At 73.5% G+C, this 16,987-nt stretch carries 15 protein-coding genes; 7 read left to right on the top strand and 8 right to left on the bottom strand.

The annotated features are described in order from the left end of the window. Positions 1–126 precede the first annotated feature (126 nt). Positions 127–2,091, top strand: coding sequence for an ABC1 kinase family protein (locus LO763_RS17700; protein WP_230786754.1), 1,965 nt, complete (start codon positions 127–129; stop codon positions 2,089–2,091). A 7-nt stretch (positions 2,092–2,098) separates the two neighbouring features. Here LO763_RS17700 and LO763_RS17695 read toward each other — a convergent pair whose 3' ends face one another. From LO763_RS17695 to LO763_RS17675, 5 genes are all read right to left on the bottom strand, one after another. Further along, complete coding sequence (locus tag LO763_RS17695; RefSeq protein WP_230786752.1) at positions 2,099–3,406, bottom strand: S41 family peptidase; 1,308 nt, start codon at positions 3,404–3,406, stop codon at positions 2,099–2,101. 92 nt (positions 3,407–3,498) lie between these two features. Further along, positions 3,499–4,638 carry an acyltransferase family protein gene (locus LO763_RS17690; RefSeq protein WP_230786747.1) on the bottom strand — a complete coding sequence of 380 codons (1,140 nt, stop codon included), beginning with the start codon at positions 4,636–4,638 and terminating at the stop codon, positions 3,499–3,501. Then, complete coding sequence (locus LO763_RS17685) at positions 4,635–5,279, bottom strand: TetR/AcrR family transcriptional regulator (RefSeq protein WP_230786745.1); 645 nt, start codon at positions 5,277–5,279, stop codon at positions 4,635–4,637. The genes LO763_RS17690 and LO763_RS17685 overlap by 4 nt, the downstream gene beginning before the upstream one ends. 91 nt (positions 5,280–5,370) lie before the next feature. Continuing rightward, a complete protein-coding gene (locus LO763_RS17680) occupies positions 5,371–5,952 on the bottom strand; it encodes a DUF1707 SHOCT-like domain-containing protein (RefSeq protein WP_230786743.1) in 582 nt (193 codons plus the stop codon). Positions 5,953–6,257: 305 nt separating this feature from the next. Then, on the bottom strand, positions 6,258–7,223 hold the full coding sequence (locus tag LO763_RS17675) for a TetR/AcrR family transcriptional regulator C-terminal domain-containing protein (RefSeq protein ID WP_230786741.1): 966 nt from the start codon (positions 7,221–7,223) through the stop codon (positions 6,258–6,260). Between the two features lie 133 nt (positions 7,224–7,356). Between LO763_RS17675 and LO763_RS17670 the strand changes: the two genes are divergently transcribed. From LO763_RS17670 to LO763_RS17655, 4 genes are all read left to right on the top strand, one after another. Beyond that, positions 7,357–7,959, top strand: coding sequence for a GNAT family N-acetyltransferase (locus tag LO763_RS17670; RefSeq protein WP_230786739.1), 603 nt, complete (start codon positions 7,357–7,359; stop codon positions 7,957–7,959). Between the two features lie 83 nt (positions 7,960–8,042). After that, a complete protein-coding gene (locus tag LO763_RS17665) occupies positions 8,043–8,906 on the top strand; it encodes an alpha/beta fold hydrolase (RefSeq protein ID WP_230786736.1) in 864 nt (287 codons plus the stop codon). 205 nt (positions 8,907–9,111) lie between these two features. After that, complete coding sequence (locus tag LO763_RS17660; RefSeq protein WP_230786732.1) at positions 9,112–10,482, top strand: hemolysin family protein; 1,371 nt, start codon at positions 9,112–9,114, stop codon at positions 10,480–10,482. Further along, positions 10,479–11,522, top strand: coding sequence for a hemolysin family protein (locus LO763_RS17655; RefSeq protein WP_230786731.1), 1,044 nt, complete (start codon positions 10,479–10,481; stop codon positions 11,520–11,522). The genes LO763_RS17660 and LO763_RS17655 overlap by 4 nt, the downstream gene beginning before the upstream one ends. A gap of 57 nt (positions 11,523–11,579) precedes the next feature. Here the strand turns inward: LO763_RS17655 and LO763_RS17650 are convergent, their stop codons facing one another. Beyond that, positions 11,580–12,143, bottom strand: coding sequence for a TetR/AcrR family transcriptional regulator (locus LO763_RS17650; RefSeq protein WP_230786724.1), 564 nt, complete (start codon positions 12,141–12,143; stop codon positions 11,580–11,582). A gap of 94 nt (positions 12,144–12,237) precedes the next feature. On the opposite strand from LO763_RS17650, the gene LO763_RS17645 reads away from it, so the two are divergent. Next, a complete protein-coding gene (locus tag LO763_RS17645) occupies positions 12,238–13,080 on the top strand; it encodes an alpha/beta fold hydrolase (RefSeq protein ID WP_230786722.1) in 843 nt (280 codons plus the stop codon). Positions 13,081–13,120: 40 nt separating this feature from the next. Here the strand turns inward: LO763_RS17645 and LO763_RS17640 are convergent, their stop codons facing one another. Further along, entirely contained in the window at positions 13,121–14,110 is a 990-nt protein-coding gene (locus tag LO763_RS17640; RefSeq protein ID WP_230786720.1) for a GlxA family transcriptional regulator, read from the bottom strand. 70 nt (positions 14,111–14,180) lie between these two features. Between LO763_RS17640 and LO763_RS17635 the strand changes: the two genes are divergently transcribed. Then, positions 14,181–15,479, top strand: a complete 1,299-nt coding sequence (locus tag LO763_RS17635) for an MFS transporter (protein ID WP_230786719.1) — start codon at positions 14,181–14,183, stop codon at positions 15,477–15,479. Here the strand turns inward: LO763_RS17635 and LO763_RS17630 are convergent. Then, entirely contained in the window at positions 15,442–16,680 is a 1,239-nt protein-coding gene (locus tag LO763_RS17630; RefSeq protein WP_230786717.1) for an alpha-hydroxy acid oxidase, read from the bottom strand. The genes LO763_RS17635 and LO763_RS17630 overlap by 38 nt on opposite strands. Positions 16,681–16,987 lie beyond the last annotated feature (307 nt).

Raw genomic sequence — 16,987 nt, 5'->3', positions numbered from 1 at the left:
GCGGCCCGGCCGCGGCGACTCCTCCCGGCCGCATCCGGTCGGACTCCGTGTGCGCCCGTTCGGGTTGGACCGCTCGGCGTAGCCTGTGCTCTCGTCGTCGTTCCGCCCGCTGAAAGGCCGCCGCCCATGACCGAGCTGATCATCACGGTGCTCGGCATCGCCGTGAACACCGCGGCCGTCGCGTACGTCGCGACCCGCCTGCTCGACGTCCGGTACACGCTGTGGCGCCTGTTCGTCGTCAGCGTGTGCGGCTACACCTCGGTCCAGTACGGGCTCCTGCCCGCGCTGCTCGAGCCGTTCCGCAACCGCGAGCCCACCTCCGACGAGGTCCCGGCGGTGCTCTCGCTCTGGATCCTCATGTTCGTGTGCGCCCCGGTGATCGCCATGGTCCTGCTGGTGATCTGGGAGGCCGTCGTCCCCACCGGCGCGGTGCCGCCCGTGCGCACCTGGTTCAAGGGCCTGCGGGCCCGGCTGCGCCGCACCCGCCGGTACCTCCAGATCCTCGCCATCGCGGGCCGCCACGGGCTGACCGGGCTGCTCCGCGGGCGCCGCCAGGCCGCGCAGGACGCCGAGATGGCGCGGGCGCTGCGCCGCGCCCTCGACGACGCGGGCGTCACGTTCGTGAAGCTCGGCCAGATCCTCTCGACCCGCCGCGACCTTCTGCCCGCCGCCTACATCGCGGAGCTGTCCAAGCTCCAGGACCAGGCCGCGCCCGTCCCCGGCGAGAGCGCGGTGCGGCTCGTCGAGGCCGCCGCGGGCGCCCCGGTCGGCGAGGTCTTCGCGAGCTTCGACGCCGAGCCGGTCGCCGCGGCGTCGATCGCGCAGGTCCACACCGCCGTCCTCCACGGCGGGGAGCCCGTCGTCGTCAAGGTCCGGCGGCCCGGCGCCGAGCTCACCGTCGAGCGCGACCTCGACATCATCCGCCGTCTCGCGCGCCGCCTGGACCGCCACACCTCCTGGGGCCGCTCGATGGACGTGCTCGGGCTCGCCGACGGCTTCGCCGAGGCGCTGCGCGAGGAGGTCGACTTCACCGTCGAGGCCCGCAACCTCGCCCAGGTCGCCGCCGCCCACGACCGGCGCCGGTCCGAGGTCCGCGTCCCGCGGCCCCACGCGGACCTCTCGGACGAGCGGGTCCTGGTCATGGAGCGCCTGCCCGGCGTCCCGCTCGCCTCGGCCCCGCTGGCCGACCGCGGCCTGGAGGGCCGCGACGTCGCCGCCGCGCTGCTGGGGGAGGTGTTCGACGAGATCATGGTCGACGGCATCTTCCACGCCGACCCCCACCCGGGCAACCTGATGCTCCTCGACGACGACCGGATCGGCCTCATCGACTACGGCTCGGTCGGCCGCCTCGACCGGGAGCTGCGCGCCTCCTTCGAGGCGATCCTCCAGGCCGTCGACCGCCAGGACGGGCCCGCGCTGGCCGACGCGCTGGTCGGCGTCTCGACCCGGCCGGACGAGCTCGACCAGGTCGGCTTCGAGCGGGCCCTCGGCTCGTTCATGGCCCGCCACCTCGTGCCCGGCGCGGCCCCGGGCCTGCGGATGTTCACCGAGCTGTTCCGCATCATCGCCAAGTACCGCATCGTCATCCCGCCCGAGCTCGCGGCCGTGTTCCGGACCCTGGCGACCCTGGAGGGCTGCCTGACCGCGATCGACCCCGGCTTCGACCTCATCGCCGAGGCCCGCGGCATCGGCCAGGGCTACGCCGAGCGCCGGATGCGCCCCGCCGCCGTCCAGGACCTCGTCGCCGAGGAGATCGCCGACCTCCTGCCGGTGCTGCGCAAGCTCCCGCGCCGCTTCGACCGCCTCCTCACCGCGGCCGAGTCGGGCCGGCTCAGCTTCAACTTCCGCCTGTTCGCCAAGGCCGAGGACCGCCGCACGGTCACCGCCTGGCTCCACCAGGTGCTCCTGACCGTGCTCGCGGCCGCCTCGGGGCTGATGGCGGTGATGCTGCTGGGCAACGAGCACGGCCCCGCCCTCACCGAGGACCTCACGCTCTACCAGTTCTTCGGCCTGTCCCTGCTGCTCATCGCCTCCGTGATGGCCCTGCGGGTCCTGGCCGACATCTTCACCAGGAAGGTCCGGCCCGACTGACCGCGGCTCAGCCCCCGGCCTCGGCCAGGCGCAGCGCGGCGCCGAGGGCGTCGCCCTCGGTCCTGACGTCGGGCAGGACGCCGACGCCCTCCCAGTTCGTCCCCGTGCGCGGGTCGATCGGCGCCCCGGTGGCGATGAACATCCGGAAGCCGTCCGGGCCCGGAAACCACCGGCCGGGGTTCGCGGCGCCCGCGGTGGGGGAGCCGACGACCGTCGCGCGGCCGATGGACTGGAGCGCGTACGCGAAGCTCTCCGCGGCCGAGGCGGTGCGCCCGTCCACGACCAGCCACAGCGGCGTGGAGGCGAGCCGCGCGAGGCGCGCATCGGGCCGGCTCGCCGAGTGCATGTCGGGGCGGTCGCGGGACACGAACGTCACGAGCGGTCGCGGCTCCGGTCCGAGGAAGGGCCCGGCTAGCAGCTCGACCATCGACGGCCAGCCGCCGGGGACGCCGCGCAGGTCGATCACGGCGGCGTCGCACGCGGCGAGCCCTGCGAGGCGGTCGCGGGCCTCGGCCGCGTCGGCGGGGTCGTCCCCGTCCGCGAGCAGCGCGACGTCGAGGACGCCGGTGCGGCCTTCGCGGCGCAGGCTCATGGACGGCCCGCTCGCCTTCTCTGCGGCGGGCCCCGCCTCCGGTTCGTCCCGGGCGACCTTGAAGTGGCCGTCGCGGCGGCGCAGGGCCTGGGTGAGGCCCTGCGCGAACGCCTCGGACGAGACGCCGGGCTCGCTCACCGGCCACCGGCGGATCTCGGCGGCGTGCGCCGCGGCGGCGTCCGCGAACACGAAGTGGCGTTCGACGAGGTCGGCGAGGCCCGCCAGGACCGCCGCCTGCTCGGCCGGGTCCATCCACCGCACCGGGGGCCGGTCGGGGCCCGGTCCGAGGAACGGCCGCTCGCGGAGGACGTCGAGGGCGCGCGCGGCGGCCGCGCCGAGGTCGACGCCGATCTCGCGGCTCAGCGCCGCGGCGGCGGCGTCGGTGCGGGCCCACTGCTCCTCGACGACCGGGAGCTGGAGCCGGGCGAGGTCGCTCAGCCGCACGCGGCGCTCGCGGCCGTCGGGGCCCGGAGCGTCCTCGACGAGTCCGGCGCGCCGCATCTGCGCGACCGTCTGGCTGGCCGCCGAGTGGGTCGCCCCGGCCGCGGCGGCGATCTCGCGGACCGACATCGAGTCGGCGGCCAGGAGCGCCCGCGTGACCGGTGTGAACGCGGCCCGGTACGTCAGGCCGATCTCGGCGTAGGCCTCGTCGACGGCGCGGTCGAGGTGGGCGATGAGCTGTCGGAGCCGGGTGCCGAGCCCGACGGCGGAGGGCTGGTGCATCCCTCAACAGTAACAGAGCTGTTATATCTTGCGCGAGGTGCGGCGGGCCGCCGTGGCACCACGCCACGGCGGCCCGCCGCACCGGCCCGCGGTCACAGCACCGCGCGCACGGCCTTCACCTTGCGGATCGCCGCGGCGGCGAGCCAGCTGAGCGGGGCCGCGATGGCGAACCCGAGCGCGAACTTCAGCACCGGCGCCAGCTCCACCGGCCCCAGCACCGCCACGACGCCCACGATGATCGGGGCGTGCAGCAGGTACACCGCGTACGCGTTCGCCGACAGGAACCGGCCGAGGGGCCCCGATCCGTTGAACCACCGCTGGAACACGCCCAGCAGCAGCAGGATCGCGCCCATGGCGAACAGCGAGTCGCACAGCGCGAAGCCCAGGTGGGCGAGGTCGGTGCCGGGCGGCGGGTTCTCGAAGTCCAGCACCGCGTACCCGCCCAGCGCCATCGGCACCAGCGAACCGGCGATGAACCCGGCGCCGAGCAGCGCCGCGCGCTTCGGCAGCGCCCGGAACCAGCCGCGCCGGTAGGCGAGGAGGCCGATCACGAACAGCGCCGCGTACTGCGGCATGTAGGCCGCGCTCGGCAGCCCCAGGATCGGCACGTACCCCACGAGCGGCACGCCCATCCGCCACACCCACGACACGGCCGCGAGCGCCAGGGCGAAGACCAGGATCTGCCAGGCCCGCAGGGGCGCGGGCTCCACCGGCTCCGGCGCCTCCGGCCGGCGCGACCGGAACCACGCGTACAGCAGCGAGAACGCCAGCAGCACCTCGAGGAACCACATCGGACCGTTGTTCGTCTCGGTGAAGTAGAACCGCCAGTAAGGAGGCCGGTCCTCCAGGCCCAGGTAGGTCGGCAGCGTGTAGAGCGGCCGCAGCAGGACCACGAACGCCAGGAACGGGATCCCGAGCCGCCGCAGCCGCTCCAGCGCGAAGGTCCGACCGCCCCGGCGGTCGATCGACCCGGGCGCGAAGTGCCCGGACAGGAGGAAGAAGAAGCCCATGAAGTAGAGCTGGTTGACCATGACGAACGCGTCCAGCGGGAGCCCCGCCGCCGGTTCCCCCGGCCCCTCCCAGTTGGGCCAGGCGGGGATGTTGCCGTAGACGATCGCCACGTGGTGCGCGACCACGAGGAACGTCAGGTAGACCCGCAGGTTGTCGAGGTAGTGCAGCCGCGTCGCGGGTGGCGCGGCCACAGGTGCGCCGATCGTGGTGGTGGTGTTCATGATCGCTCCATGGGTGTGGTGGCGTGATCGAACAGGGCGACGACCTCGGCGGTGAACGCCGCGGCGTCGACATCGGGGGAGCCCATGACCTGGAAGGTGAAGCCGTCGACGACGCGGCGGACCGCGATCGCCATGACGCGCGGGTCGAACCGCCGGAACTCGCCGGCGGCCTGCCCGGCCTCGAAGATCTGGATGAGGTCGCCGTAGAGGTCCTCGGTCCAGACGTTGCCGAACACCAGGCGCCCCTCGGCGTCCCGGTGGTTCCTGATCACCTCCACGATCGCGCCGACGTCGCGCGCGTGGGAGGCGATGAACGCGAGGTTCCCCTCCAGGTAGGCCCGCAGCATGGTGCGCGGGGACGACTCGGGGCTCAGTTCGGCGGCCCATCCCTCCAGCACGAACTCGCCGCCGCGCTGGAAGACGTCGGTCACGAGGGCTTCGAGCAAGGCGGCCTTCCCCTTGAAGTGGTAGGAGATCAGGCCCTTGCTGATGCCGGTGTGCTCGGCGATGCGGTTGAGGGAGGCGCCCGCGTAGCCGCGCTCGGCGACCACGTCGATGGTGTGCCGCAGGATCTGCGCCCGGCGGGCCGCTTCGGTGACGGTCAGCTCGGACTGACCACTCGTGCGAAAATTTGACCGCATGGTCAAAACTGTACGCGACGAGGGCCGCCGCTCTCAACCCCCTAGGGCCCGTTCGCGGATCCGCAGCGTGCGGGGACGGGCCCCTAAGCTCCTACCAGCGCCACCACAGGAAGCGGCGCTCGTACCGGACCGTGGCCGAGCCGTACCTCGTGCGGCCCGAGAGGCGGATCTTGGGCCCGCCCTCGTCGTGGCAGCCGTTGTTGACCCGGCCGCCGTGCAGCTCGACGCCGTCGTCCACCGCCGAGGCGCCCCGGGGGAGGATGATCACCAGGGACGAGTGCACGAGGTTCATCTCCACCTCGATCTCGCGGCCGGCGAACCTGGCCTCGCGGCAGTCGAGCCGGACCGAACCGTGCCTGGGCGCGACGAAGATCCGCTGCGGAACGGTCCAGGGCCCCTGCCGCTTCGCATGGCTGTGGGCGGGGGTCAGCCGCAGCTGGGGCGCGGCCGCGTCCTTGGGCGCGTTCACGATCGCGAGGGCCCCGGGGTCGTCGGGAAGATCGGCGAGCAGCCGCTGGACCTCGGCGAAGGTCCGGGCCTCGTAGACCTGGCGGGAGCGCTCGGCGAACTCGTCGAGGCCGAGGCGGCCCTCCTGGGTGGCGGCGTGGAGGCGGCCGATGACGGCCTCGCGCTCGGCGTCGGACATGCGGATATTGGGATCAGGCGTGGACATGGGCGTTCCTTCTATTCGGCTCTTTCCCGAACCGATAGTCGAACACACCGCCTCCCCGCCGCTCCTTCCGGCCGCGCCGTTCCACTGCGGCCCCGACCGTCCGACCGCCGTTCGCCCGCCACGGCGACATCGAGACCGCCCGGCGCCCGGGCGTCTCACTCACCACCGTGGACCAGCGCGGCGGGCGCATGGGCGCCCCCGCCGTCGAACCGCTCCTCGAGCGGGGAGGACCGAGCCGCGCCGCGAAGTGATCCGGCCCGCCGCGCGGCTGAAGCCCGCGCGTCCCCGCCGGGCGTGGGCGGGCGTCACCGCGGTGCCTCGCCGAGCATGACGGCGACCCCGTCGAGGTGCCGCGCCAAGGCGTACTCGAACCGGCCGTCCAGGTCGGCGACGGCGTCCTCCGGGACCGCCGCCAGCAGCGGGAACCGGCCGCCGTCGAGCAGCGCGGCCGTCTGCTCGCGCCGCGCCTGCCGCCACCGGTCGAGGGTCACGCCGCTCTCCTGCTCGGCCTCGATCTCGTCGGCCATGGACAGCGCGGCGGTGGTGACGATCGCGTGGAGCGTCAGCGCCTCGTGGAAGCGCGTGCGCGGCGACAATCCCAGGCCGTCGAGCGCCCGGAGCGCCCACTCGGTGTGCGCGGCCAGGCTCGGGACCAGCAGCGGCCGCGTGAACGAGACGGCCCGGGCGAGCCACAGGTGCCGCCGGGCCAGCCGCCACTGCAGCCGCGCCATCAGCTCGAGCTTGGCCCGCCACCCCTCGGGGCCCGGGTCGGGCAGGTCGTTCGGGCCCACGACCTCCTCGACCATCTGCGCGACCAGCGCCTCCTTGGTCGCCACGTGCCGGTACAGCGACATGGGGCCGACGCCGAGCTCGGCGGCGATCCGGCGCATGGTGACCGACTCCAGGCCCTCGCGGTCGGCGACGGCGACGGCGGTCCGCCGGATCCGCGCCGCCGTCAGCGGCGGCGGGAGCAGCCCGGGCCGCGCCGACCGCGCGGCGCGCCGCGGGGCGCGCACCGCGACCGGCGCCTCCCGGGCCTCGTCGCCGCTGCTGACGACGGTGCCCGCGCCGACCCTCGTCTCCACGAGCCCTTCGTCCCGCAGCACGGCCATGACGCGGTTCGCGGTGGCGACCGCGACGCCCCACCGCCGGGCGATCTGCCGCACCGACGGCACCCGGTCGCCCGGGCGCAGGTCGCCCGCGGCGATGCCGGAGCGGATCTCGGCCGCGATCTGCCGGTACGGCGGTTCAGGGGACGCTGCGGTCGGCATGAGGCCTCCGATCTCGGGTGCGCGGCGCCGTGCGGCCGCTCGCTCATCGTACTAGATCACTCAAGACCGCACTAGTACACGTATCGCTCTTTTCCCTTGTATGACAGTGCATTGAGCTGGATACGATGTACGCATGACAGCTGATACACCGTACGCACCGGTCTGGAGGGTCGGTCCCGCGAGCAGCGACGTCGTCATCGACGTCCTCACCGACGCCTTCCAGGACGACCCGTTCACGCGCTGGGTCTTCCCCGAGCCCTCCGGCCGCATCGGCCTCCAGGCCGGGTTCTACCGGGCGCTCCTCGGCCACCCCGGGGCCGAAGCCCACCTCTTCGGCGACGCCGCCGCGATCTGGCTGGACCTGGGATCCGGCGAGCGCCTCCACGGCGAACCCGGCCCCGCCGATGTCGAGGACCCGGGCCTCGCCCGGCTCAACGCCGTCGGCGAGGCGCTCGCGCGGCGCCATCCCGTCGACGCGCCTCACCTGTACCTGGCCGCCATGGGCGTCGCCGCCGCGCGCCAGGGCGGCGGCCTCGGCGCGGCCCTGCTGCGCCACCGGCTCGACCAGGCCGACCGCGACGGCGTCGGCGCCTACCTCGAGGCCGGCTCGCCGCGCAGCCGCGCCTTCTACCTCCGCCACGGCTTCGCCGACCTCGGCGAGCCCGTGCGCCTCCGCGGCGCCCCGCCGCTCTACCCGATGTGGCGCCCCGCCGCACCGTCCGTCCACAACCGATGAAGCAAGGGCCGCATCCGAAGCCTCCGGGCGTTCCGATTCCGCGAACGACCGGAGACCGGCCCTCCGAGAAAGGCAGGATCCACATGACCGCCACTCCCACGATCGTGCTCGTCCACGGCACCCACGTCTCCTCGCTCAGCTGGGTCGGCCTCACGGGCGAACTGGCCCTGCGCGGCCACCGCACCGTGGCCGTCGACCTCCCCGGACACGGGATCGACGGGTTCTTCCCGCGCGCCTACCAGGCGCCGCAGGACCTCGCCGCCCTGGCGAAGGAGCCCTCCCCGCTCGCCGCGCACACCGCCGAGGACTACGCCGAGCACACCGTCGAAGTCGTGCGCCGCGCCGCCGAGCACGGCCCGGTCGTCCTCGTCGGCTCCAGCCAGGGCGGCGTCACCCTCAGCCGCGTCGGCAACGCCGTCCCCGAGCTCGTCGACCGCATCGTCTACATCGGCGCGTACTGCTGCGTCGACCTGCCGAGCATGAACGCCTACATGGCCGAGCCCGAGAACGCCGGCAGCCTGGTCCACAAGGTCACCGCGGCCCTCGCGGGCGACCCCGCCGAGCTCGGCGTGGCCCGCGTCAACTGGCGCACCGCCGACCCCGCGCTGCTCGACGGCATCCGCGACTGCCTCGCGGGCGGCCTCGGCGACGAGGAGTTCCTCAGGCTGCTCAACCTGTTCCAGCCCGACGAGCCCGTCGCCATCCCGACCTCGGAGTTCACCGTGGAGGCCGACCGGTGGGGCCGCATCCCCCGCACCTACGTCCGCCTCACCGAGGACCGCCTCATCCCGCCCGCGCTCCAGGACCGGTTCATCGCCGAGGCCGACCGCCTCACCCCGGACAACCCGACCGAGGTGATCTCCGTGGCCGCGCCCCACGTCGGGCCCTTCTACCGCCCCGACATCGTCGAGATCTTCAGCCGCCTGGCCGACCGCGCCGCCCGGTAGCCGCCCCGGCGCGGGCCCCGGGGCGCCGTGGGGCGCCCCCGCGGGCCCGCGCCGGCCCCGGACGATGTGACACGCCACCGTCCCCGGGGCCGAACCGGCGCCGCGCCGCTATGCTCGTCGGCATGGACGATTCTCCTAGTCATAAACCCTGGCTCACCTCGGGGCGGCCAACGCCGGTTCCCGCCGCGTCGCAGCGAGGTGAGCGTTGAGCACGGAAGTCTGGGGCATCCTCGCCGGGGTCGTGCTGACCGTCGGCACCGGACTGTTCGTCGCCTCCGAGTTCGCGCTGGTCAATCTCGACCGGCCGGAACTGGAGCGCCGCCGCTCGCGCGGCGAGAAGGGCCTGAGCCCGACCATCAAAGCGCTGAAGGTGACCTCCACCCACCTGTCCAGCGCCCAGCTGGGCATCACCCTCACCACCCTCCTCGCCGGTTACACGTTCGAACCGGCCATCAGCTCGCTCCTGCGCGAACCGCTGATCGGCCTGGGCGTCGCCGAGTCCGCGGTCGGCGCGATCGGGGCCGTCATCGGCGTCCTCCTCGCGACGCTGTTCTCGATGATCCTCGGCGAACTCGTGCCGAAGAACTTCGCGCTCGCGGTCCCGCTGGCGACCGCCAAGCTCGTGGTCCCGTTCCAGATCGGGTTCACCTTCGTGTTCAAGCCGATCATCCTGCTGTTCAACGGGACGGCGAACCGGGTCATCCGGTCGATGGGCATCGACCCGAAGGAGGAGCTCTCCGGGGCGCGCAGCGCCGAGGAGCTCAGCTTCCTGATCCGGCGCTCGGCCACCGAGGGCTCGCTCGACCGGGACGAGGCGGCGATGCTGCACCGCACCCTGACGTTCTCCACCCACACCGCCGCCGAGGTCATGACCCCGCGCGTGCGGGCGGTGACCCTGGACCGCGACGCGACCGCGGCCGACGTGATCGCCGAGTCGGCCCGGACCGGGCACTCCCGGTTCCCCGTGCTCGGCGAGGACGTCGACGACGTCATCGGCGTCGCGCACGTCAAGACCGCCTACGGCATCGAGTTCGACCGGCGCGCCGACGTGCCCGTCACCGAGCTGATGTCCGAGCCGCTGAAGGTCCCCGAGACCGCCGGCGTCGGGTCGCTGCTCGGCACGCTCCGCGGCCGCGGCTACCAGATCGGCGTCGTCATCGACGAGCACGGCGGCACCGCCGGCATCGTCACCCTCGAGGACCTCGTGGAGGAGCTGCTCGGCGAGGTCCAGGACGAGCACGACCAGCTCCAGCAGCCCCTCGTCGTCAAGCAGGGCGAGTCGGTCCTGGTCAGCGGGCGGCTGCGGCCGGACGAGCTGTGGAACCGCGCGGGCGTGCGCATCCCCGAGGGGGAGGAGTACGACACCGTCGCCGGGTACGTCCTCGACGTGCTCGAGCGCATCCCCGCCCCCGGCGAGGAGGTGCGCCTGGAGAACGGGGTGCTCCGCGTGGAGCGGCTGAGCGGGTCCCGCATCGACCGCCTGCGCTACGTGCCCGACGACCCCGCGACCGACCCCGCCTTCGGCGGGACCCGCGAGCGCATCCTCGAGACGTTCGAGCAGGAGGCCGGCCGATGAGCGAGTACCTTCCCGGACTGGTGTGGCTGGTGGTCCTCCTGGTCGCCAACGCGTTCTTCGTGGGTGCCGAGTTCGCCGTCATCTCCGCGCGCCGCTCGCAGATCGAGCCGCGCGCCGCCGCGGGCAGCCGCGCGGCCAAGACGACCCTGTGGGCCATGGAGCACGCCACGCTCATGCTCGCGACGAGCCAGTTGGGCATCACCGTGTGCTCGCTGGTGATCCTCAACGTGTCCGAACCGGCCATCCACCACCTCCTGGAGTACCCGCTGGGGTGGACCGGCCTCACGCCGGGCGCGGTCAGCGGCATCGCGTTCGTCGTGGCGCTGCTGCTGGTGACGTTCCTGCACGTCGTGTTCGGCGAGATGGTCCCGAAGAACACCGCGTTCTCGGTCCCCGACCGGGCGGCGCTCATCCTGGCGCCGCCGCTGGTGTTCGTCTCGCGGGTCGTCAGGCCGCTCATCTGGTCGCTGAACGCCGTCGCCAACGGCGTGCTGCGGCTGTTCCGCGTCGAACCCAAGGACGAGGCCCAGAGCGCCTACACCATCGACGAGGTCGCGACCATCGTCGAGGAGTCGACCCGCGAGGGCACCCTCGTGGACGACTCCGGCACCCTGACGGCCGCGTTCGAGTTCACCGAGAAGACCGTCGCCGACGTCGAGGTCCCGATCGGCCAGCTCGTCCTGCTGCCGCAGAGCACCACGCCCCGCGAGGTGCAGGAGGCGGTCTCGCAGAGCGGCTTCTCCCGGTACGTCATCGACGACGCCGAGGGGACGCCGCGCTCGTACCTGCACCTGAAGGACGTGCTCGACCTGACCGACGCCGACTCGCTCGACCGGCCGATCCCCGCCGACCGCCTCCGGGACCTCCCGGTCGTGGCCGGCGCCGCCGAGCTCGAGGACGGCCTGGCGCGCATCCGCGCCGAGGGCGCCCACGTCGCCCGCGTGACCGGCGCGGACGGCTCGACCACCGGCGTCCTCTTCCTGGAGGACATCGTGGAGGAGCTCATCGGCGAAGTCCAGGACGCCGCCTCCCGCTCCTGACCGATCCCTGACCGCCACCGCGTGCGCCGCCCGGACCCGGGCGGCGCACGCGCCGTCTCAGGCGGCGAGGGCCGCGTCGATGAGCGTCGCGGCCGCCGCGCGGGCCTGCGCGGCGGCTTCGGGGTCGTCCCCGATCGCGGCCGTCGTCTGGGCCCCCTCGGCGAGGATCGCGATCTGCGGCGCGAGCGAGTCCGGGGCCCCCGCGTCGCGCACGAGCTGGGCCACGTACTCGCCGAATGCCTCCTTCTGCTCGCGGACGACCCTCGCGACGCCGGGGGCGCCGCCGCTCAGCTCGCCGAAGACGTTGATGAACGCGCAGCCGTGGAAGTCGGGCCGGCGGAACCACGCGTCGAGGAAGTCGAAGATCGCCAGGATCCGGTCGCGGGCGCTCGCGGCGTCCGCGGCGCTGGCGGCGATCCCGGCGTTCCACTGGGCGCGGCGCCCGTGGAGGACGGCCACGACGAGGTCGTCCTTGGACGGGAAGAGGGCGTAGATGCGCTTGAGCGACACGCCCGCCTCCGCGCGAACGGCGTCCATGCCCACGGCCTGGACGCCGCGGGCGTAGAAGAGCCGGTCGGCGGCCTCGACCACCCGCTCGCGGGCTTCGGTGGCGTCGATCATAATGCAACCCCTTGCAATGAGAACGGTCGTTCTCTATCGTAGTCTGCACAGGGAGAGAACGATCGTTCTCCGGAGAGAGGGTTGGGACACGACCATGGCCACCATCAACGTCGGCGCCGAGAACAGCGCCCCCATCGAGCTCTACTACGAGGACCACGGCGCCGGGCAGCCGGTCGTCCTCATCCACGGCTACCCGCTCGACGGGCACAGCTGGGAGCTCCAGGCCCGTGAGCTGATCGCCGCCGGGCACCGCGTCATCACCTACGACCGCCGCGGCTTCGGCCAGTCGAGCAAGGTCGGCTCAGGCTACGACTACGACACCTTCGCCGCCGACCTCGACACGCTCCTCAAGGAGCTCGACCTGCGCGACGTCATCCTCGTCGGCTTCTCCATGGGCACCGGCGAGCTCGCCCGGTACGTCAAGAACCACGGCCACGAGCGCGTCGCCAAGCTCGCGTTCCTCGCCTCGCTGGAGCCCTTCCTCGTCCGGCGCGACGACAACCCCGAAGGCGTCCCGCAAGAGGTCTTCGACGGCATCGAGCAGGCCGCCTACAAGGACCGGTACGCCTGGTTCACCCAGTTCTACCAGGACTTCTACAACCTGGACAAGACGCTCGGCTCCCGCATCTCCCAGGAGGTCGTGACCGCCAACTGGAACACGGCCACCGCCTCGGCGCCCGTCGCCGCCCACGCGGTGGTGTCCTCCTGGATCGAGGACTTCCGCGAGGACGTGGCCGCCGTGCGGGACGCCGGGAAGCCCGTGCTCATCCTGCACGGCACCGAGGACAACATCCTGCCCATCGACGCGACGGGCCGCCGCTTCCACCAGGCCGTCCCCGAGGCCGAGTACGTCGAGGTCGAAGGGGCCCCGCACGGCCTGCTGTGGACCCACGCCGCCGAGGTGAACGAGGCGCTGCTGCGCTTCGTCCGCGCCTGACGCCCGAACGACGCCCCGGCCGCCGCAGGCGGCCGGGGCCTCAGCGCCCCTGCGCCGCCCCCGCGAACGTCCGCCGGTACGCGCTCGGCGACACCCCAAGGGCCGCTTGGAAATGCAGCCGCAGCGACGCGGCCGAGCCGAACCCGGCGTCGGCGGCCACCTGGTCCACCGAGGCGCCGCTGCGCTCCAGCAGGTGCCGGGCCCGCTCCAGGCGCTGGTGCAGCAGCCAGCGCTGCGGCGAGGTGCCGACCTCCTCCCTGAACCGGCGCGTGAAGGTCCGCACGCTCATCGACTCGCACTCGGCCAGCTGCCGCAGCGTCAGCGGCTCGTGGAGCCGCGCCAGGGCCCACTCCCGGGCCCGGCCGGTCGCGGCCCCGAGCTCGGGGACCGGGCGTTCGATGTACTGGGCCTGGCCGCCGTCGCGGTGCGGCGGCACGACCGCCCGGCGCGCCACCCGGTTCGCCACGGCCACCCCGAAGTCCACTCTGGTCATGTGCAGGCACAGGTCGAACCCGGAGGCCACGCCCGCCGACGTCAGCACGCCCCCCTCGTCCGTGTACAGCACCTCCGGCTCCAGCCGCACCTTCGGATAGAGCCGCCGGAACCGCTCGGCCGCGTCCCAGTGGGTCGTCGCCCGCCGCCCGTCGAGCAGCCCGGCCGCCGCCAGCACGAACGAGCCGGTGCAGATCGACGCGATCCGCGTCCCCGGGCGGACGAGCGCCAGCGCGTCCGCGACCGCCTCGGACAGCCGCCCGTCCGTCCACGACGCGTCCGGCTCGTGCGCCGACGGCACCACGACCGTGTCCGCCTCGGCCAGCGCCTCCGGCCCGTGCGGCACGTTGACCGTCACGTCCGCGTCCGTGCGCACCTCGCCCGCCTCCACCGCGCACGTCACCACCTCGTACAGCGGCTCGCCCCCCGACCTCGCGGTGCCGAACACCCGGTGCGGGATGCCGAGCTCCACCGGCAGGAGGCCGTGGCGGGCGAACACGGCGACGCGGTGCCGCCCGGGATGCCGAAAAACCGTCATGGCCCGATCCTCGCACATATTGGCCTGCGGGCCACTGGCCGCCGCCGTGCCGGACCGCGAAGCTGTACCCATGACCATCGCCGCCCCAGACGCCCCCCGACGGCAGCACCGGCCCGCCAGGCGCGTCCACCCCGCCTGGTGGGTCGCCGCCGTCAGCTTCACCGCCCTCGTCGGCGCCGCCGCCTTCCGCGCCACCCCGAGCGTCTTCATCGAGCCGCTCCACCGCGAGTTCGGCTGGTCCCACGGCACCATCTCCGCCGCGATCGCCGTGAACATCCTGCTCTACGGCCTCTTCTCGCCCTTCGCCTCCGCGCTCCAGGAGCGCTACGGCATCCGCCGCGTCGTCGCCGGCGCCCTCGCCCTCATCGCCGCCGGCAGCGGCGTCACGGTCTTCATGACCGCCTCCTGGCAGCTCGTCCTGTGCTGGGGCCTCATCGTCGGCGTCGGTACCGGGTCGATGGCCATGGCGTTCGTCGCGACCATCACCAACCGGTGGTTCATCGCCCGCCGCGGCCTCGTCAGCGGCATCCTCACCGCCGGCTCGGCCGCCGGGCAGCTCGTGTTCCTCCCGCTGGTCGGCCTCCTCGTCGAGGGACCCGGCTGGCGCGCCGCCACCGTCCTGGTCTCCCTCACCGCGCTCGCCATGGTCCCGCTCGTCCTGCTCGTGGTCCGCGACCGCCCCGAGGACGCCGGACTGCGGCCCTACGGCGCCGGACCGGACTACGTCACGCCCGCGCCGCCCCGGTCGGGCGCGGTGCGCCGCACCCTCCGCAGCCTCTGGGAGGCCAGCGGCTCCCGCGCGTTCTGGCTCCTCGCGGGCACCTTCGCGATCTGCGGCGCCTCCACGAACGGCCTCGTGGGCGCCCACTTCGTCCCGGCCGCCCACGACCACGGGATGCCGCTCACCGCGGCCGCGTCGCTCCTGGCCGTCATCGGCTTCGTCGACCTGGTCGGGACGATCTTCTCCGGCTGGCTCACCGACCGGTTCGACCCCCGGCGCCTCCTCGCGGTCTACTACGCGCTCCGCGGCCTCTCGCTGCTCGCCCTGCCGACGCTGTTCGCCGGGGACGTCCGGCCGCCGATGCTGTTCTTCATCGTCTTCTACGGCCTCGACTGGGTGGCGACCGTGCCGCCGACGATCGCGCTGTGCCGCGAGCACTTCGGCGAGGACGGCGCGGTCGTCTTCGGCTGGGTCCTCGCCTCCCACCAGCTCGGCGCGGCCCTCATCGCCTGGGCCGCGGGCTTCGTCAGGGACGTCACCGGGGACTACGACCCGGCGTGGTTCACCGCCGGGGCGCTGTGCGCGCTCGCCGCGGTGATGTCCCTGGCGGTCAGGCGTCCAGCGGCACCAGCCGCCGCAGCTGGGTGACGTGCCCGGGCTCGAGCTCCTCGAGGCCCGCGACGCCGAGGAGCCGCATGGTCCGCTCGACCTCCTCGCGGAGGATCGCGACGGCGCGGTCGACGCCGTCGCGGCCCCCGGCCATGAGCCCGTACAGGTACGCCCGGCCGATCATCGTGAACCGCGCGCCGAGGGCCACGGCCGCCACGATGTCGGCGCCGGACATGATGCCGGTGTCCAGGTGCACCTCGATGTCGTCCCCGACCTCCTTGACGACCTGGGGGAGCAGGTGGAACGGCACCGGGGCGCGGTCGAGCTGGCGCCCGCCGTGGTTGGACAGCGTCACGGCGTCCACGCCGAGGTCGGCGCAGCGCTTGGCGTCGGCGACGGTCTGGACGCCCTTGACGACGAGCCTCCCGGGCCACTGCTCCTTGATCCACGCGAGGTCCTCGTAGTCCACGGTGGGGTCGAACATGGTGTCGAGCAGTTCGGCCACGGTGCCCGACCAGCGGCTCAGCGAGGCGAACGAGAGCGGCTCGGTGGTGAGCATGTCGAACCACCAGTGCGGCCGGGCGGCCATGTTGAAGAAGGTCTTCGCGGTGATCGCCGGCGGGATCGCGAACCCGTTGCGCCTGTCGCGCAGCCGCGCCCCGGCCACCGGCACGTCCACGGTGACCAGGAGCGTGTCGAACCCGGCCGCCGCCGCCCGCTCCACGAGCGCCATCGAGCGGTCGCGGTCCTTCCACATGTACAGCTGGAACCAGTGGCGCCCGGAGGGTCCGCCCGCGGCGGCGACGTCCTCGATCGGCGTGGTGCCCATGGTGGAGAGCGCGAACGGGATGCCCGCGGCCGCGGCGGCCCCGGCCCCGGCGGTCTCGCCCTCGGTGTGCATCATCCGCGTGAACCCGGTGGGCGCGATGCCGAACGGCAGCGCGGACCGCTTCCCGAGCACGTCCCAGCCGGTGTCCACCGCCGACACGTCGCGCAGGATCGCGGGGTGGAACTCGATGTCCTGGAACGCCTGGCGGGCCCGCCGGAGCGACAGCTCGCCCTCGGCGGCGCCCTCGGTGTAGTCGAACGCGGCCCGCGGGGTGCGCCGCTCGGCGATCCGCCGCAGGTCCTCGATCGTCAGCGCCGCGCGCAGACGCCGCCGCTTGCCGTTGAAGTCGGGCTTCTTGAAGCGCACCAGGGGCAGGAGGTCCTTGGGGCGGGGGAGCTGTCGCTTGGTCATGTGCGGGCCTATCGGAGGTGGCGGGCGGGGCGCTTCGAGGAAGGCGGACGGTCGGCGCGAGTCTATTAAAACGTTTCAATTTTGTCAACGACCCACCCCCGCCTCCGCCACTCTCGGCTGGGCGCGTACCGGATCGCTCCGTGGAGCCGTTCATGGAGCCATATGTCCCTCGGTTCCCGAACCCGGTGCTGCTACCGTGGCTCCATGTCGAGCAGTGGCGGGCCGCGGCGGGCGCGCGGTGAGATCGAGCGGCTCCCGAGCGGGTCGCTGCGGGTGCGCGTGTACCTCGGGATCGACCCCGGCACCC

Source organism: Glycomyces amatae (genome assembly GCF_020991375.1).
In the GTDB taxonomy this organism is placed as follows: Bacteria; Actinomycetota; Actinomycetes; order Mycobacteriales; family Micromonosporaceae; genus Glycomyces; species Glycomyces amatae.
The sequence above is the reverse complement of the archived record's forward strand: the minus strand, read 5'-3'. Positions and strand labels throughout refer to the sequence as shown.